Raw genomic sequence first — 17,116 nt, forward strand, 5'->3', positions numbered from 1 at the left:
CATGGTCAAACAAAAAGATACACCTATGGCGATGACAGTCGACGAGATCAAAGCCATCGAGGAACGCCATCCGCACGTGTTCCATCGTCCGTTCCACCAGCGCTTCTGGCCGCTGTTCCTGGTCGCCGGTACCGTGCTTTACCTCATTTACGCCTTGTGGTTCTTCAACCTGCCGCAAGTGATGCGGGAATCGCATTGGGAGCGCCTGCCGCTCTTCCTGACGCAATGGATCAGCTACGATCTGCAGCCGGAATTCCGCCTCGACCAGCCCGAGATCACGCCGAAATATCCACGCTTTTCCGCCCTTGGCGAAAACCCCAATCCCGACTGGGTCGTCAGGAATGCGGACGGCACGTTCACGGTCCTGATCGACCGCCAGGCCAAGTCCGTCACCTTCGACAAGACCAAGGCGACGATCGTCGCCAATGGCCAGACGGTGCCGGTCGCGCTGACCAGCGGCAAGCCGGTGATTTCGGGTCCGGTGCCCGCCTGGATCACCGCGCATGACGACGAGATCGTCGCCAGGATGGGCTTTGTTGGCGAGGTGCGCGTCACCGTCGACCGCGTGAAGGTCCGCAAGCGTTTCCTCGGCTGGGCGAATTTCGTCTTCGACACGCGCTCGCCCTTCTTCGGCAAATCGGCTGGTGAAGTGATCTCGCTGATCTGGTCCGGACCCGAGCTAAAGCCCGGCACCTCGAACCTCGCGCTGGCCGGCGACAACATCTGGAACAATGCGCAGTGGCAGCACGGCGACGTCTGGACGAAACTGATGCAAACCATCGTCATGGCCTTCCTTGGCACGCTGCTCGGCGGCCTTGTCGCCTTTCCGCTCGCCTTCTTCGCCGCCCGCAACATCACGCCGAGCGGATTGCTCGGCCAGGTGCTGAAACGCTTCTTCGATTTCATGCGCTCGGTCGACATGCTGATCTGGGCGCTGTTCTTCACCCGCGCCTTCGGCCCGGGACCGCTGGCCGGAAGTGCCGCGATCTTCTTCACCGAGATCGGCACGCTCGGCAAAACCTATTCGGAAAGCCTGGAAAACATCGACGACAAGCCGCGCGAAGGCATCAAGTCGACAGGCGCCAACGGCCTGCTGGTGCAGCGCTATGGCGTCATGCCGGAAGTGATCCCGGTCTTCATCAGCCAGACGCTCTACCAGTGGGAATCCAACACACGCGGCGCCACCATCATCGGCGCCGTCGGCGCCGGCGGCATCGGCCTGAAACTCTGGGAAGCGATGCGCACCAACTCCAACTGGGCCAACGTCTTCTACATGGTGCTGCTGATCCTGCTCGTCGTCTTCATCTTCGACAACATCTCGAACTTCCTGCGCCGCAGGCTGAGCCGCACGATCCATGATTACAACAGGATCCAGGCCGAGCAGGGGTAGCCTTGTGACGCAGAAGCGCAAGCATCGTCTCGCCGGGCGCTAAAGGGTCGACCCCCACTCCGTCGAGCTTCGCTCGACACCTCTCCCCCGATCGACGGGGGAGAGGAAGGGCGCGAACTTATGCGGGCTGGCTCCCTTCCTCTCCCTCCGGAGGGGGGAGAGGTGGCTCGGCGAAGCCGAGACGGAGTGGGGGAACCACCTGGCAACCGCAGTGAACGCAGATAGAAGATGGACCAGGCCCGAGGCCTTTAAGCCGCCTTCCTCCACCCATCCCTGATATGCCTATACCCCTCCCGATACACCGCTTCCGGCGTCTCCGAAAAATCCCGCCACACCTTGGTCGCCGCAGCCAGATCCTTCAGCGACCGCCCGAACGCCTCGATGGTCAGCCAGTCGTCATAGCCGCTCTTGCGGATCGCCGAGAACGTCTCGGCCCAGGGAATATTGCCGCGCCCCGGCACGCCGCGATCATTCTCCGAAATGTGGATATGCACGACGTTGCGGCGATGCCTGGTATAGGCGCCGATCGGGTCGGCTTCCTCGATATTGGCGTGGAAGGTGTCGTACATCGCCTTGATGTGCGGCCGGTCGATGGCGTCGATGTGTTCGGACAGGTCGGCCATCGTGTTCAGCAGATAGCATTCGAAGCGGTTGAGCGCCTCGAGCCCGATGGTGACACCCCGCTTGCCGGCATGATCGCCGATCGCACGCTGGGAAGCGATCGAGCGCTTCTTCTCGGCGGCCGTCGGCCCACTGCCGGAGAATGCGCCGAGCGTCGAATGCAGCGGACCGCTCAGCCTGTCCGCACCGAGTGCCACGCTGCAGTCGATCGCCCATTTCATGTAGTCGATGCCGGCTTTGCGGGTGGCGGCATCCGGCGAGATCAGATTCATCGCCGGATCGCCCATAGCGGTCACAGCCGTGCGCTCCAGCCCGATGCGGTCGAGCAATTCGCCGAGCTTCTTGTAATCGTCAGGCGCGCCGGCAAAGACCGGGATCTCGACGCCGTCGAAGCCCGTCGCCTTGATGTCCCTGAGCAGCGCCTCGTGCTTCTTCGAGACGCTGGTCGTCCACAAGAACATGCACATGCCGATTTTCATCGACATTCCCTCCCCATGTGACGGCGCGCTGGTCTCATTCGCCAGCCTCGCGCCATGCCCCCTCATCCGGCCGCTTCACGGCCACCTTCTCCCCATCGGGGAGAAGAGAACTCAGCGTCGACCGCACCTCCTCTCCCCTCGGGGAGAGGTCGGATTGCCCCGAATTGCTCTTCGCAATTCGGCTGGTAATCCGGGTGAGGGGGAGGCGCCGCCTAAAGCTTCGTCCACGCCCCGTTCTTCTTCGACGACTTCACGCAGGCTTCGATAAACGCCATGCCTTCGACGCCGTCCTCGATCGTCGGGAACACCACATCCTTGCCCGGCTTGCCGCCCTTCTTGCGTGCGGCACGGATCGCCCGTGCAGCCTCCTGGTAGATGTTGGCGAAACCTTCGAGATAGCCTTCTGGATGTCCCGAAGGCACCCGGCTGACGCGGCCGGCGACCGGCAGCGCGCCGGCGCCGTTGCGGGTGAGCAGCTGCTTGGGCTGGCCGAACGGCGTGTACCAGAGATAGTTCGGATCGGCCTGCACCCATTCCAGCCCGCCCTTCGAACCATAGATGCGCAGCTTCAGCCCGTTCTCATGGCCGGGCGCCACCTGGCTCGCCCAGATCATGCCCTTGGCCGGGTGCGTCTTGCCGACCGGCTTGAAGCGCAGCATGACGTTGACATTGTCGTCGAGCTGCCGCCCCGGCACGAAAGCGTCGAGATCGGCCGACAGGGAATCGAGCTCCAGACCGGAGACGAAGCGGGCGAGATTATAGGCATGGGTGCCGATGTCGCCGAGCGCGCCGCCCGCCCCTGCCTGCTTCGGATCGGAGCGCCACGCCGCCTGCTTCTGACCGGTAGCGGCAAGGTCTTCGGTCAGCCAGTCCTGCGGATACTCGGATTGCACGATGCGGATGTCGCCAAGCACGCCCTTGGCCACCATCTCGCGCGCCTGGCGGATCATCGGATAGGCGGTGTAGTTGTGCGTCAGCACGAACACCTTGCCGGTCTTTTCAACCACTGCGGCAAGCTTCTTCGCTTCAGCCAATGTAGTGGCCAGCGGCTTGTCGCAGATGACGTGTATGCCGGCCTCGAGGAAGGCCTTGGCCGCCGGCACATGCACATTGTTGGGCGTGACGATGGCCACCGCCTCGATGCCGTCGGGACGCTTGGCCTCGGCCTTGGCCATCTCGGCATAGGAGGCGTAGCTGCGCCCCGGATCGAGACCGAGCTCGGCGGCGGAAGCCTTGGCGCGCTCCGGGTTGGCCGACAGCGCACCGGCAACCAGCACGAAGTCATTGTCCATGCGCGCTGCGATCCGATGCACCGCACCGATGAAGGCGCCCTGGCCGCCACCGACCATGCCATAGCGGATCGGGCCGCCTCCCGCTTCCGACTTCGATGCGCCGACCATTTTTCGTCTCCCTCGTCTTATCCGTTCTGCTTTTGGCTTGTGCCACTGCCGGCGAAGCCGGTCAGATTCCCATCATCGCGCGCAGCATCTTCTTGTCCGTCGTCCCGCCGGCGAAATCGTCGAAGGCCTTTTCCGTCACGCGGATGATGTGATGCTGGATGAAGGGCGCGCCTTCGGCCGCACCGTCTTCCGGATGCTTCAGGCAGCATTCCCATTCCAGCACCGCCCAGGAGTCATAGCCATACTGGGTGAGCTTGGAGAAGATGCCGCCGAAATCGACCTGCCCGTCGCCCAGAGAGCGGAAGCGGCCGGCGCGGTTGGTCCAACTCTGATAGCCCGAATAGACGCCTTGCCGCCCGGTCGGGTTGAACTCCGCGTCCTTGGCGTGGAACGCCTTGATGCGCTCGTGATAGATGTCGATGAATTCGAGATAGTCGAGCTGCTGCAAAAGGAAATGCGACGGGTCGTAATTGATGTTGCAGCGCTTGTGGCCGCCGACAGCATCGAGGAACATTTCGAAGGTCGCGCCGTCGAAAATGTCTTCACCTGGATGGATCTCGTAGCCGACATCGACGCCGTTCTCGTCATAGAAGTCGAGGATCGGCTTCCAGCGCTTACCGAGCTCGGCAAAGGCCTCCTCGATCAGGCCCGCCGGCCGCTGCGGCCAGGGATAAAGGTAGGGGAAGGCCAACGCTCCGGAAAACGTCACCGAAGCCTTGAGGCCGAGATTCTTCGACGCCTTGGCGCCGAACTTCATCTGCTCGACCGCCCATTTCTGCCGCGCCTTCGGGTTGTTGTGCACCTCAGGCGGCGCGAAGCCGTCGAACTGCGCGTCATAGGCCGGATGCACCGCCACCAGCTGTCCCTGAAGATGGGTCGACAGTTCGGTGATCTCGACGCCGGCGTCGGCACAGATGCCTTTCACCTCGTCGCAATAGGTCTTGGAAGACGCCGCCTTCTTGAGGTCGAACAGGCGTGCATCCCAGGTCGGGATCTGCACACCCTTGTAACCGAGACCGGCCGCCCATTTGGTGATCGAAGCCAGCGAATTGAACGGCGCGGCATCGCCCGCGAACTGCGCCAGAAACAGCCCCGGACCCTTCATTGTCGACGGCATCGGCATCCTCCCAATTCATTTTTCCAAGGACCAAGCATAGCGCCTGATGAAAGCAGGGCCAGCCTCTTTGGTCTTTTGCGATGTGCATTCTCGACTTGCCATTCTGGTATTACCAAATACCGAAAATGGGTCAAGCCATTTGACTCGCGAGAGCAGCAGCCGGCGGACCTCAAAATGGGGAACATATGCAAGCATAATCAACACAGTAAATGGATGCTGCGATCGCACATCGGCAGTTCTTGCCGCGCGACAAAATTTGCTGTAGACCTCCATTCAGGCCCAATTGGTCGAACCAGTTTGCGTAAAAATGCTGGAGCGCCTTGGGGAGGAAACATGAGACGCGCTTCGGTGAGGCGCGTCGCAGGCGAACTGGCACAGACGAATTCTGGGAAGGATAGACCATGCATCTTTCGACGCACAACTGGATGCGCGCGGAGCCGTTGGAGGTGACGCTGAAGCGCATCAAGAAATTCGGCTACGAGTCGATCGAGATTTCTGGCGAGCCCGAGCAGTACAAGACCAAGGAAACCCGCGCGCTGCTGAAAGAACACGGCATACGCTGCTGGGGCGCGGTGACGCTGATGCTGGGCGAACGCAACCTCGCCGCCAGGGACCAGGGCCAGCGCGAACGCTCGGTGCAGTACGTCAAGGACGTGCTGACCATGATCAGCGAGCTGGACGGCGAGATCATCACGCTGGTGCCAGCCACCGTCGGCAAGGTGGTGCCGGACGGCACCGAGGAAGAGGAATGGAAGTGGGTGGTCGACGCCACCCGCGAGTGCTTCACCCACGCCAAGAAGGTCGGCGTCAAGATCGCGGTCGAGCCGCTCAACCGCTTCGAGACCTATCTGTTCAACCGCGGTGCGCAGGCCCTCGCCCTGGCCGATGCGGTCAGCCCCGAATGCGGCGTCTGCCTCGACGCCTACCACCTCCATATGGAAGAATTCAACGTCCACGACGCCATCCGCCAGGTGGGAAAACGCCTGTTCGATTTCCACGTCGCCGACAACAACCGCTTTGCCGCTGGCCTCGGCCAGATCGATTGGCCACGGATCGTGCAAACGCTGAAGGAAGTCGGCTATGACGGCGCGCTGACCAATGAGTTCGTCGCACCCGTCGATCGCACGCCGGCCGCGCCCTACCCTGATATGGTCGAGCGCCACCCGGTCGACATATCGCCCGAACAGCTGAAGTTCATCCAGGATCACGGCTCCAGTGTGCTGACGGAGAAATTCTACACCGACCAGATGCGCATCACCGCCGAAACGCTGCTGCCGCTGATCAAGTAGCCGATCCGATTGAGAATGCGCCCTTCCGCCTGCCGGCGGCGGGGCCGGGGATGACCATGCGCATCAGAAACGTCCAGGCCTGGTGGGTCCGCATACCGATCGAAGTCGCGAAGCAGCATCGCAGCGACTTCGGTCAGGTGACGACCTTCGACGCCGCCATCCTGCGCATCGAGACCGATGACGGGCTGGTCGGCTGGGGCGAAGGCAAGAACGCCGCCGGCAGCGCCGGCAGCTATGGCGCGCTCGTCCACATGCTGAACCATGAGGTCGGCCCCCAGCTGATCGGCCGCGACCCCGCCGATATCGGCATCATCTGGGAGATGCTCTACAACGGGGTGCGCCACCAGACAGCCGCGCATGCCGGCCACGCCATGCCGCAACTGGCGCGGCGCGGCATGAGCGTTGCAGCGATCAGCGCCGTCGACATCGCGCTGTGGGACATTCTCGGCAAGTCGCTGGGTCAGCCGGTGTGGCGGCTCATCGGCGGCCGCAAGCTCGATCGCATGCAGGCCTACGCTTCCGGCGGCTGGGCCTCTGCCGACGCCATCGGCGAGCAGCTCAAATCCTACATCGCCAAGGGTGGCTTCAAGGCGCTGAAGATGCGCGTCGGCGCCATGGACGGCGCCCCGCACATTTCTGCCGCCCGCGCCCGTGCCGCCCGGCAGGCGCTCGGCCCGGATGTCGAGCTGATGGTCGACGCTCATGGCACCTATACGGTGGCGGAGGCCAAGCGCTTCATCCACCTCGCCAGCGATCTCGACCTAGCCTGGTTCGAGGAGCCGGTCATCGCCGACGACAAGGCTGGCATGGCGGAGGTGCGCGCTTCGGGTTCGATCCCGATCGCCACCGGCGAAAGCGAAGCGACGCGCTATGCCTTCCGCGATCTCGCCGTGCTGAAATCGGCCGACATCTTCCAGCCCGACCCGGCCTTTTGTGGCGGCATCAGCGAGGCGATGAAGATCGGCACCATCGCCAGCGCCTTCAACCTGCGCTTTGCACCGCATCTGTGGGCCGGCGCGCCCTGCTTCTTTGCCGGATTGCATGTTTGCGCTGCTTCGCCGGCTAGCTTCACCGTCGAATATTCGCTCGGCGCCAACCCGATGATCCATGATCTTGTCGAAGAGACTGTCGAAGCAAAAGACGGTATGATAGCGATCCCTGAAAAGCCGGGTCTGGGATTCACCATTTCGGAGCGGTTCCTGGAGGCGCACGCGCAACGCAGTTGACGATGAAAGAAAAGAACCTTCTCGCCGAACTCGCCGCCTATCTGTTCTCCCATTCGGACAAGGAGACCGGCCGCACGCCCTCGGAGCGCGAACTGGCGGAGCATTTCAGCGTCAGCCGTGGCCAGATCCGCGAGGCGCTGGCCATTCTGGAAGCCATGCGCATCGTCGAGCGCCGCGCCAAATCCGGCATCTATGTCGACACCAGGCAGGCCAGCGTGGAAGCCTTGGCGCTTTTCGCCCGCGCGGGCCTGCCGCTCGATCCCGTGCAGATCTACGAGACCGTGGAGTTGCGCAAGATCCACGAGATCAAGGCCGCCGAACTCGCCTGCTCGCGCGCAACGGAAGAGAATTTCGAGCGCCTGCGCGAGATCCTGAAAGCGTCCGAAGAGCGCATCGCCGCTGGCGAAGGCCTCGCCAAGGAGGACCGCGAATTCCATCTCGAGATTGTCCGGGCAACCAAGAACGGCGTCTTCCACAACATCTGCAGCGTCTACTATCTGATGGGCGAGCTGCGCCTGCCGATCTACTTCAACGACCCCGAGCGCTCAGTGCGCTCACATGCCGAGCACATCCAGATCTACGAGGCGCTGCTGCGCCGCGACGGCAATCTCGCCCAGGCGCTGATGAGCGCCCATCTGCAAGGCGCGGAAAGCTACTGGAAGGGGATCATCGAGGGCCGCGGCATGGAGCAGAAAGCCGCCACGCTCGAAAAGGCCTAGAGCAATTCCAGGAAAAGTGTGAAACGGTTTTCCCGGGAAAGCGCGCAGCCTTTTCCCTTGGGAATTGCGACTAAGAACGAGAGCCCCATGCCCAGAATCCTGTCCACGCACACGCTGCATCCGCGTGCCTCCGCCATGCTGGTGGGCGCTGGCGAACTCGTCGTCGCCTCCGCGCTTGACGCTGCAACCCTGACCGCCGAAGCGAAGAACGCCGACGTCATCATCGTGCGCGCGCCGCTGCCGCCGGCGCTGTTCGAAAACGCAACGAAGCTTCGGGCCGCGGTCCGCCACGGCGCCGGCCTCGACATGGTACCGATGGAGGCAGCCGCCGCCGCCGGCGTGCTGGTCGCCAACGTGCCGGCGGTCAATGCGCGCTCGGTCGCCGAATATGTGATGTTCGCAGCCCTTGCCCTGCTTCGCCGCTTCCGTTCGGTCGATCGCGACCTGCGCGCCAAGGGCTGGAATGCCGGCCGCGACCACGCGAGCCATGCCAGCGAGCTCGCCGGCAAGACCATCGGCATCATCGGCTTCGGCGCTATCGGCCAGGCGGTCGGCCATATCGCCGCGCATGGCTTCGGCCTCAACGTGGTGGCGACGACGCGCAGCATGCAGCCGGCCCCCGACAGGATCGGTTTCCTGTCGATCGACGCGCTGGTCGAACAGAGCGACATCATCGTTCTCTGCTGTCCGCTGACGCCGGAGACGCGCGGTCTGATCAACCGCGAGCGAATTGCTCGCATGAAGCCGGATGCGCTTTTGATCAACATTTCGCGCGGGCCTGTGATCGATGACGATGCGCTGATCGAGGCTTTGCGCAAGGACCGCATTGGCGGCGCCGCGCTCGATGTCTTTGCCACCCAGCCACTGCCGGCAAATCATCCTTATTTCGGTTTCGACAATGTCATCGTCACCCCGCATATGGCGGGCATTACCGAACAGTCGATGATGCGGATGGGCGTGGGCGCTGCCGGCGAGACTTTGCTGGTGCTGGCCAACAGGCTGCCGGTCAATCTGCGCAACCCCGACGTGGTCGAGCATTACCGCAGGCGGTTTCCGGCCGACTGACTGTTCGGCGACCCGCCTCAATCTTCCCGGATTTGGCGACGAGCTTCGCCGACATGGCCCAAAGCGCTACGAGAATTCGTGTTCTGATTGCCGGCACCTGCATGGCAGCTACCGCGGCTCAGGCCGATGCGCAAGGTAGCTACGTGCCCTGCGACAACGGCCTGCGGTGCGTGGTGGCGCCCTGCCCTTCCACCAGCGCTCTCGACCTCGCTACCGGCAAGATCGTCAAGGGCGTGTGGGTCGATATTGACGGCCTGCCGCAGCAGGACAAGGCGCTTGACCTCTCAGACAAGCTCTATGCCGGCAAGCTCGTTGTCACCGGTATCATCGAGAACCGGCCCCACAGCTTTAACGGCAAGCAGTACAGCCTGCCGACATTGGTCGCGGCCGGCATCGAACGCACCGCCAAAGACAGCGAACGCAAGCACTGCTCGTCGCATTAGTTTCCTTCCGGTCGCCCGAATATCTTCGCCGACGTTATGAACGTGGCGGTAAAAAGCAAAAAATTCGCGATACCCATAAGTGCTACGATTTGAGATACGGTATATGCGTACAAAGAAGATACCATATATAGTCTCGGGCGATAACCAATAAGCAGTACGTCTCCAAATATATATTCATATACCTCGAGGCCGACGATCAGAGCAACGAAGAGAATGAACGAAAATGTCTGCCACCTCAGGCGCAGATCAGTCCAATCATGCCGTGATGCCGCCGCAAAAACCCAGCAGGGCACTGCGATACAATAAACAAAAGAGTAGGGAATCGAGAACGCAAAAAGATTGACCCACAGTATGTTCGATGATGCATAAAAATTGGAATCGATATATCCTTTAAAATTATTCAGCTTCGGAAAAATTTGGAGATGGCCCGAGTGAAAATCGAAATAACTGAAAAACAATATCGAAACTAAGCCAAAAAATATTACGGATACGAACGTCCACACGACGAGACGTCCAATAAGTATCCTGGCCCGAAGAAATGGCACATATTTCATAGGGGCACCGCGAGAAAATTGTTAATGTTGAATAGCATATCCAACTGCATTGGAGACGGCGAGTAAGCGCCGATCGTCCCCGTGCCTGCCCACCAGCATCAGCCCGGCCGGCAACGTCATGTCGGGCATCGGCAGCGAGATGGCGCAGAGGTCGAACTGGTTGGCGACCTGGGTGTTGCGCAACAGCAAACCTTCGGCCTTGTTGCGCAGCGCCTCGTCGCTGGCCATAGCGACAATGGACGGCGCGACGATCGGCACGGTCGGCAGGGCCAGCACGTCGGTCGACACCAGGCGCTCGGCCATGGCGGCAGCGAGTTCGCCACGGCGGCGGATGGTCCTGATATAGACCGAGGCAGGAATGGCGAGTGCACGCGAAAGCGGCCCGATGACATGCGGGTCGACCGGCACCGATGCTCCGACGGACAGCCAGTCGCCATGAACCTCCGCGCCTTCCATCGACGCGATCGAGGCGCGTTTGGTTGCTTGCCGCATCTCGGCAATCAGATCATCGATCGGCAGGTCGACGACGCGCGCACCGCCTTGCTCCAGCGCGCGCAAGCCTCGCTCGAAGCCTGCTGCGACCTCCGGCTCCGTTTCTTCGAACAGCATACCGCGCGGGACGCCGACGCGCAGCCCGGCGAGCGAAACGGGCCGGAGCGGCACTGGTTCCTCGCCTGCCATGATCGCGTCGGCAACCGCACATTCGGCAACGCTGCGTGCCAGCGGCCCGACCGAATCCAGTGTCGCCGACAGGGGATAAGCGCCGCTCAACGGCACCCGCCGCGCCGTCGGCTTAAAGCCGACGACGCCGTTGAGCGACGCCGGAATGCGGATTGACCCGCCCGTATCGGAACCGATGGAGATCTCGCTCGTGCCCTCGCCAACAGAGACGCCGGCGCCCGATGACGAACCGCCAGGTATGCGGCTGGAATCGACGGCATTGCCGGGCGTACCGTAGTGCTGGTTGTCGCCGATCGCGGTGAAGGCGAATTCGGTCATGTTGGTCTTGCCAATGATGACCGCGCCGGCCTGCCGCAGCCGGCTGACGATGGCCGCGTCCGAACCAGCAGGCGCCGCAGTCTTCAGCATCAGCGAACCGGCCGAGGTCGGCTCGCCGGCGACATCGAAGAGATCCTTGATCGAGACGATTGTGCCGTCGAGCGGCCCGAGGCTCACGCCGGCCCGTTTGCGCGCTTCGCTGGCATCGGCCGCGGCCCGCGCCGCCTCGATATAGAGCTTTGTGTAGACCTTCTCGTCCGCTGCCCGATTGGCAAGACGTGACAGGATGATTTCGAGACGATCGCGGATTGATTGCATGTCGATGTCGGACTCCGCCAAGGTGGAACGTCTTTAAAGCAAGCATAGAGAGTTTCTGGCGGCCGGTTGGGCCTGCCGAAGGGATAACCCGGCCAGCGTGCCTTTGCACCTGCCAGCGATAGGAAGAGACTGATGCTGTACAAAGGCAGCTGCCACTGCGGCAAGGTAGCGTTCGAATTCAAGGCCGAGCTGACCGGCGCTGTGCGGTGCAATTGTTCGATCTGCTCGCGCAAGGGCGCCCTGTTGGCCGCCATCCCGTATGACAGCCTGACCGTGCTGGCCTGGGGCGATGATCTCGGCACCTATACATTCGGCAATTACGCCATGGCGCATCGCTTCTGCCGCACCTGCGGCATCCATCCCTTTGCCGAGGATGTGCGCGAAGGCAGCGAACGCAGCGCCTATATCAACATCAACTGCGTTGCCGACATCGACGCGTCCTCCCTGTCGGTCTTCGACTTCGATGGCCGATCGGTCTGATCCAATCGATCAGCGGTAGCCCGTGGCATCGGCGGGCTTGCCGGCGTCCTGTACTTCCGGAACGTAGCGCCAGGCATCCGGGCGCGAACCATCGAGGTCGGTAAAGCCGTAGACCTGCGCCAGCCCGCCGCTGGACAGCGACTGGCCGTTCCAGCGCGAACGATCCGGATCGGCGGCAAGTGCCGCGACGGCGCGGCCGACAAAGCGTGGCGTCTCGGAAATGACGAAATGCGGCACGTTGGCGGTGGCGTCGCGCCAATTGTCTTCGGTGACACCAAAGGCTTCCAGCATCATTTCCGAACGCAACCAGCCGGGTGTCACCGACACCGAGGTGGCGCCATGCGCGGCAAGGTCCTTGGCATGCGCCCATGCCATGCGGTTCACCGCCACCTTGGCGAGATCGTAGAAGGGCGACAGCCGGTAGTGCTCGGCATTGTACTCGGCAGTGCCATCAGTGACCTCGACCAGCAGACCGCCCGGCCGCTCGATCATCAGCGGCAGCGCATGGTGCGCGGTGATCAGATGCGTGTCGATGCCAAGCCGCAGCAGGCGCAGGCCGTTCTCAAGATTATGGCCCCAGACCGGCTTGTTCCATTCGAACAGAGTTTCGCCGCCCCAGACATCGTTGACCAGAATGTCGAGCCGGCCCTGTTCGGCGCGGATGCGCTCGACCAGCCGGCGTACGTCGTCGGCTACCAGATGATCGACCTGCACGGCAATACCCTTGCCGCCGTTCGAGGAAACCAGCTCCGCCGTTTCCTCGATGGTTTCGGGCCGGGCATACTCCGATGGTTGGCCGCGCGTGCTGCGCCCGGTGACATAGACGGTGGCGCCGGCAGCGCCTAGCTCGACGGCGATTCCCCGCCCGGCGCCACGGGTGGCGCCAGCGACCAAAGCGACTTTTCCGTGCAACGTCATGGTACGCTCCCAAACGAATCTATCGACCAAACCGCGCTGGCTTGCGCTGCTCTCATCATATATAAATGATCATTCGGTTATATTGAGATGTCAAGGTGACTCGACCAAAAACCCAATCCGACGAGCAGGTGCTGGAAGTCGCACACCGCCTGATCCATGAGCATGGCCCCGAGGCGCTCACCTTCGAACGGCTGGCAAAGGCGTGCGGCCTCTCCGGCGCGACACTGGTCCAGCGTTTCGGCAACAAGGCGCAACTGAAGCAGCGCACCTTGCTCCACGCTTGGGATGGCCTCGACGCCAAGACGAGGGAACTGACGGAGACCGTTGCCAAGACCCCGACCGGCGCCATCCAACTTCTGGTGGGACTGTCGCAGGGCTATGGCGGCATCGAAGCCTACGCCGAAGGCCTGCTCGTGCTGCGCGAGGATTTGCGCGATCCGGTGCTGAGGGCACGCGGCGCCGCTTGGAAGGCGTTTCTAAGCGAGGCTCTTGCCGCCTGCTTCGCCGCAACGCCCAACACGCCGCACGACGTCGGCCTGCTGATGGCGTCGCATTGGCAGGGCTCGTTGCTGTGGTGGAGTTTCGACCCAACGACCGAGGTGGCCGCCTATGTCGAGGACAACCTCAACCGTTTCGTCGCCGCCATCACAACGACAGCGGACCGAAAACCGTAGGGTTGTCGCGCCGCCGCTTGAGCCAGCGATGAGCCTGCAGGAGGGCTAGCTGGCGTGCCGCAAGCTCACGCCGCTGCCCTTGTCGAACAGCACGACCTTGTCCGCATTCCAGGCGAAGCGCACCGATTGCTCTATCGCCACATCGGTCCGCGCCGGCACGGTGGCGCGCAGCGTCGTGTCGCCGACCCGCAGAGTCAGGATTTTTTCCACGCCATGGTTCTCGACATCGTGGACACGTGCTTCGACCGGCGCTCCGCTTTCGAGATAGACATCCTCGGGACGGATGCCGAAGACGAGCGGGCGACCGTCGGTTGCACTGCCCGTCTTGGCTCCCCCTGAAAGCGGCAGTTCGAAATTCATCGGCGCCATCACCGCGCGGTTGTTGACCAGCCTGCCGTCGATGAGGTTCATCGGCGGCGAGCCGACGAAGCTCGCCACATAGGTGTCGCGCGGATTGTTGTAGATCTCATGCGGCGTGCCGGTCTGGACGATGCGGCCATGGTTCAAAACGCCGACCTTGTCGCCCATCGACATCGCTTCGATCTGGTCGTGGGTGACAAACAGGAAGGTGGCGCCGAGCTGGATCTGCAGGTTCTTCAGCTCCGTGCGCAATGCCTCGCGCAATTTGGCGTCGAGCGCCGACAGCGGCTCATCCATCAGGAACACACGCGGCTTGCGCACAATGGCGCGGCCGATCGAAACGCGCTGCATCTCGCCGCCTGAGAGGCGATCGGTCTTGCGGTCGAGCAGATGCTCGATCCGCAGTGTCTTGGCCGCGCGTGCAACCCGGTCCTTGATCTCGGCATCGGGCAGCCGGCGGATCTTCGGCTTCAGCGGGAATTCGAGATTCTCGCGCACCGTGTAGCGCGGATAGAGCGAATATTGCTGCAGCACCAGCGCCACGTCGCGCTCGGCCGCCCCCCAGTCGGCGACATCGACGCCGTCGATGAACACCTGGCCTTCGCTTGGCTTTTCCAGCCCGGCGATCATGCGTAGCGTCGTCGTCTTGCCGGCGCCCGTCTCGCCGAGCAGCACGAAGAACTCACCATCGGCGATCTCGAGATTGAGCCCGGTGAGCGCTGTGTGGTTGCCGAAGCTCTTGGAAATGTTCTTGAGCTGGATATGCGCCATCAGAGTCTCACCTCGAGCGACTTGCCGCTTGCCGTGTCGAAGAAATGCGCCTGCGTCGGATCGATCCGGGCGAAGACCTTTTCGCCGGGGCCGCCGACAAAGCCGCTCTTGGTGCGGGCGCGCAGCATCTTGGAGCCGACCTTGAGGTCGACAATGTCGAAGGAGCCGAGCGGCTCGACGATCTGCGTCTCGACCGGCAGAAAACCTTCCGCCGCTTCATGGCGCACCAGCACGCCTTCGGGCCGGATGCCGAGCGCCAGCTGGCCGCCGGCATGGCCATTGAGCTTGGACAAAAGCGCCCGCGGGAATTCGAAACCGGCGGCAGCGCCGCCGACGGTGACCGAGGCCGAGGACGCTGTTTCGGTGACGGAGGCATCGGCGACATTCATCACCGGGCTGCCGACGAACTGCGCCACGAACAGATTGGCCGGATGCGAATAGACCTCGTCCGGCGAACCGACCTGCTGCAGCACGCCTTCGTGCATGATGACGATGCGGTCGGCGAGGCTCATCGCCTCGATCTGGTCGTGCGTGACATAAATGGTGGTCGAGCCCTGCTTGATGTGCAGCCGCTTGATCTCGGCCCGCATTTCTTCGCGCAGCTTGGCGTCGAGCGCGCCGATCGGTTCGTCCATCAACATCGCCTTCGGGCGCCGCACCAGCGCCCTGCCGATAGCGACGCGCTGCATGTCGCCGCCCGACAATGCCGACGGCTTCTTGCCCAACAGGTCGGTGATCTGCAGCGTCTTGGCGACCGAGCGCACTTCCTGGTCGATCTCGGCCTTGCTCTTGCGCGTTGCCCTGAGTGGGAAAGCAACATTCTCGTAGACGCTCATATGCGGATAGAGCGAGAACGACTGGAACACCATGGCGATGTCGCGGTCGGCGGCCTTGAGGTGCTGCACCGGCTTGCCGTCGATCAGGATATCGCCGCCATCGATCGTCTCCAGCCCGGCAATGGCGCGCAGCGTCGTCGTCTTGCCGCAGCCGGATTGGCCAAGCAGAACGATGAACTCGTTGTCGTCGATTTTGAGATTGAGGTCCTTGATGACCTGGACGGCGCCGAAGAACTTCTGCACGCCGCGAAGCTCGATCTGGGTCAATGCGGTGCTCCCGGATTTCGCGCCGGCTCGTCCGCGCCATGGCCTGTGCCGGCTTCCTCTTCCGGCGCGATCTTCGAAGTGATGTTGAAGCCGATCAGGCCGATTAGGATGATGGTCAGGCCGTATGTGTGCAGTAGCATGTTCCAGGGCTGGCAGAGCGCGACGATGCCGAGCACCATCAGGATCTGCGAGCCGGGTTCGAGATATTTCTGGTTGATGGCTCGAAAGCTCATTTGCGGATCGCTCCGAAGGACATGCCGCGCAACAGATGATTGCGGAGCAGGAAGGTGAAGATCGCGACCGGCAGCAGGAACAGGAAAGTGCCTGCCGCAATCACCGTCCAGTCCGGCAGGCCGGAGCCGACCTGGCTGGGAATGAAGGGCGGCGCGGTCTGGGCACGGCGGCTGGTCATGATCAGTGCGAAGGCATATTCGTTCCACGCCGTGATAAAGCAGAAGACGGCGGTGGCGGCGATGCCGGTTGCGGCCTCGGGTAGCACGATCTTGAAGAAGGCTTCCATGCGCGTGTAGCCGTCGACCAGGGCGGCCTCCTCGTATTCCTTCGGAATCTCGTCCATGAAGCCTTTCATCAGCCAGACCGAGAAGGACAGGTTGAAAGCGGTGTAGAGGATGATCAGGCCGAGGTGGGAATCGTTGAGGCCAACCGCCCGGTACATCAGGAACATCGGAATGGCGACGACCACCGGCGGCAGCATGCGCGTCGACAGGATGAAGAAGAGCAGATCCGCCTCTCCCTTCACCTTGAAACGCGAGAAGCCATAGGCGGTGAAGGTGCCCATGCCGACCGCCAGCACCGTCGAGGTTATGGCCACGATCAACGAGTTCATGAAGCGGCTCGGATAGCCGGACCACTGCACCTGGCCCTTGCCGTCACGCACGATCTTTTCGCCGCCGTCAAAGACGACGCGCTCCCACCAGGGAGCGGCTGCATACTCCTCCGGCGACGCTGGGTTGCGCAATTGCGAGCGCTTGGTGAACAGCTTGACGAAGGGCGATATTTCCGGCTGGAAGACGACCGTCGGCGGGATGGTGGTGGCAAGGTTGCGCGGCTTGAATGCCGTCGAGGCAATCCAGTAGATCGGCGCCAGGAAGATGATCGTCACCAACAGGACGGCGACGATTGCAACGCGGTTGAAGCCGATTTCGGAAGAAGTGCGCACGGCAGCCATC

At 62.5% G+C, this 17,116-nt stretch carries 17 protein-coding genes; 8 read left to right on the forward strand and 9 right to left on the reverse strand.

Annotated features, from left to right (window positions below; all coding sequences use genetic code 11):
* Positions 1-25 precede the first annotated feature (25 nt).
* The gene (phnE, locus tag AC1DYJ_RS16470) at positions 26-1,390 is read left to right on the forward strand and encodes a phosphonate ABC transporter, permease protein PhnE (RefSeq protein WP_477426152.1); all 1,365 of its coding nucleotides are present in this window, start codon (positions 26-28) and stop codon (positions 1,388-1,390) included.
* A gap of 248 nt (positions 1,391-1,638) precedes the next feature.
* Here phnE and AC1DYJ_RS16475 read toward each other — a convergent pair whose 3' ends face one another.
* The 3 genes from AC1DYJ_RS16475 to AC1DYJ_RS16485 all read right to left on the reverse strand — a co-directional run bounded on the left by AC1DYJ_RS16475 (position 1,639) and on the right by AC1DYJ_RS16485 (position 5,007).
* A complete protein-coding gene (locus AC1DYJ_RS16475) occupies positions 1,639-2,490 on the reverse strand; it encodes a sugar phosphate isomerase/epimerase family protein (RefSeq protein WP_477287544.1) in 852 nt (283 codons plus the stop codon).
* Between the two features lie 212 nt (positions 2,491-2,702).
* Complete coding sequence (locus AC1DYJ_RS16480; RefSeq protein ID WP_477287542.1) at positions 2,703-3,890, reverse strand: Gfo/Idh/MocA family protein; 1,188 nt, start codon at positions 3,888-3,890, stop codon at positions 2,703-2,705.
* Between the two features lie 61 nt (positions 3,891-3,951).
* A complete protein-coding gene (locus AC1DYJ_RS16485) occupies positions 3,952-5,007 on the reverse strand; it encodes a sugar phosphate isomerase/epimerase family protein (RefSeq protein ID WP_477426154.1) in 1,056 nt (351 codons plus the stop codon).
* Positions 5,008-5,408: 401 nt separating this feature from the next.
* On the opposite strand from AC1DYJ_RS16485, the gene AC1DYJ_RS16490 reads away from it, so the two are divergent.
* The 5 genes from AC1DYJ_RS16490 (at position 5,409) to AC1DYJ_RS16510 (ending at position 9,749) form a co-directional block, all read left to right on the forward strand.
* Entirely contained in the window at positions 5,409-6,296 is an 888-nt protein-coding gene (locus AC1DYJ_RS16490; RefSeq protein WP_477287538.1) for a sugar phosphate isomerase/epimerase family protein, read from the forward strand.
* 56 nt (positions 6,297-6,352) lie between these two features.
* On the forward strand, positions 6,353-7,522 hold the full coding sequence (locus AC1DYJ_RS16495; RefSeq protein WP_477287536.1) for a mandelate racemase/muconate lactonizing enzyme family protein: 1,170 nt from the start codon (positions 6,353-6,355) through the stop codon (positions 7,520-7,522).
* Positions 7,523-7,524: 2 nt separating this feature from the next.
* The gene (locus tag AC1DYJ_RS16500; RefSeq protein WP_477287534.1) at positions 7,525-8,241 is read left to right on the forward strand and encodes a FadR/GntR family transcriptional regulator; all 717 of its coding nucleotides are present in this window, start codon (positions 7,525-7,527) and stop codon (positions 8,239-8,241) included.
* A gap of 87 nt (positions 8,242-8,328) precedes the next feature.
* Positions 8,329-9,306: an NAD(P)-dependent oxidoreductase gene (locus AC1DYJ_RS16505; protein WP_477287532.1), complete on the forward strand. Its 978-nt coding sequence runs from the start codon at positions 8,329-8,331 to the stop codon at positions 9,304-9,306.
* Positions 9,307-9,407: 101 nt separating this feature from the next.
* Positions 9,408-9,749 (forward strand): hypothetical protein, encoded by a 342-nt coding sequence (locus tag AC1DYJ_RS16510; protein WP_477287530.1) that lies wholly within the window; start codon positions 9,408-9,410, stop codon positions 9,747-9,749.
* 575 nt (positions 9,750-10,324) lie between these two features.
* On the opposite strand, the gene AC1DYJ_RS16515 is transcribed toward AC1DYJ_RS16510, so the two are convergent.
* Positions 10,325-11,620 carry an amidase gene (locus AC1DYJ_RS16515; RefSeq protein ID WP_477287528.1) on the reverse strand — a complete coding sequence of 432 codons (1,296 nt, stop codon included), beginning with the start codon at positions 11,618-11,620 and terminating at the stop codon, positions 10,325-10,327.
* A 132-nt stretch (positions 11,621-11,752) separates the two neighbouring features.
* On the opposite strand from AC1DYJ_RS16515, the gene AC1DYJ_RS16520 reads away from it, so the two are divergent.
* A complete protein-coding gene (locus AC1DYJ_RS16520; RefSeq protein ID WP_477287526.1) occupies positions 11,753-12,100 on the forward strand; it encodes a GFA family protein in 348 nt (115 codons plus the stop codon).
* Between the two features lie 9 nt (positions 12,101-12,109).
* Here AC1DYJ_RS16520 and AC1DYJ_RS16525 read toward each other — a convergent pair whose 3' ends face one another.
* Positions 12,110-13,018: an SDR family oxidoreductase gene (locus AC1DYJ_RS16525; protein WP_477287524.1), complete on the reverse strand. Its 909-nt coding sequence runs from the start codon at positions 13,016-13,018 to the stop codon at positions 12,110-12,112.
* Between the two features lie 95 nt (positions 13,019-13,113).
* On the opposite strand from AC1DYJ_RS16525, the gene AC1DYJ_RS16530 reads away from it, so the two are divergent.
* Positions 13,114-13,692 carry a TetR/AcrR family transcriptional regulator gene (locus AC1DYJ_RS16530; RefSeq protein WP_477287522.1) on the forward strand — a complete coding sequence of 193 codons (579 nt, stop codon included), beginning with the start codon at positions 13,114-13,116 and terminating at the stop codon, positions 13,690-13,692.
* 45 nt (positions 13,693-13,737) lie between these two features.
* On the opposite strand, the gene AC1DYJ_RS16535 is transcribed toward AC1DYJ_RS16530, so the two are convergent.
* The 4 genes from AC1DYJ_RS16535 to AC1DYJ_RS16550 are packed head-to-tail and all read right to left on the reverse strand — an operon-like array spanning position 13,738 to position 17,115.
* Positions 13,738-14,823: an ABC transporter ATP-binding protein gene (locus AC1DYJ_RS16535; RefSeq protein WP_477287520.1), complete on the reverse strand. Its 1,086-nt coding sequence runs from the start codon at positions 14,821-14,823 to the stop codon at positions 13,738-13,740.
* On the reverse strand, positions 14,823-15,926 hold the full coding sequence (locus tag AC1DYJ_RS16540; RefSeq protein WP_477287518.1) for an ABC transporter ATP-binding protein: 1,104 nt from the start codon (positions 15,924-15,926) through the stop codon (positions 14,823-14,825). The genes AC1DYJ_RS16535 and AC1DYJ_RS16540 overlap by 1 nt, the downstream gene beginning before the upstream one ends.
* Positions 15,923-16,159, reverse strand: coding sequence for a hypothetical protein (locus AC1DYJ_RS16545; RefSeq protein ID WP_477287516.1), 237 nt, complete (start codon positions 16,157-16,159; stop codon positions 15,923-15,925). Before AC1DYJ_RS16545 ends, AC1DYJ_RS16540 begins: the two co-directional genes overlap by 4 nt.
* Entirely contained in the window at positions 16,156-17,115 is a 960-nt protein-coding gene (locus AC1DYJ_RS16550; protein ID WP_142867318.1) for a carbohydrate ABC transporter permease, read from the reverse strand. The genes AC1DYJ_RS16545 and AC1DYJ_RS16550 overlap by 4 nt, the downstream gene beginning before the upstream one ends.
* Position 17,116 lies beyond the last annotated feature (1 nt).

The organism is Mesorhizobium sp. P2_B11 (genome assembly GCF_056404855.1).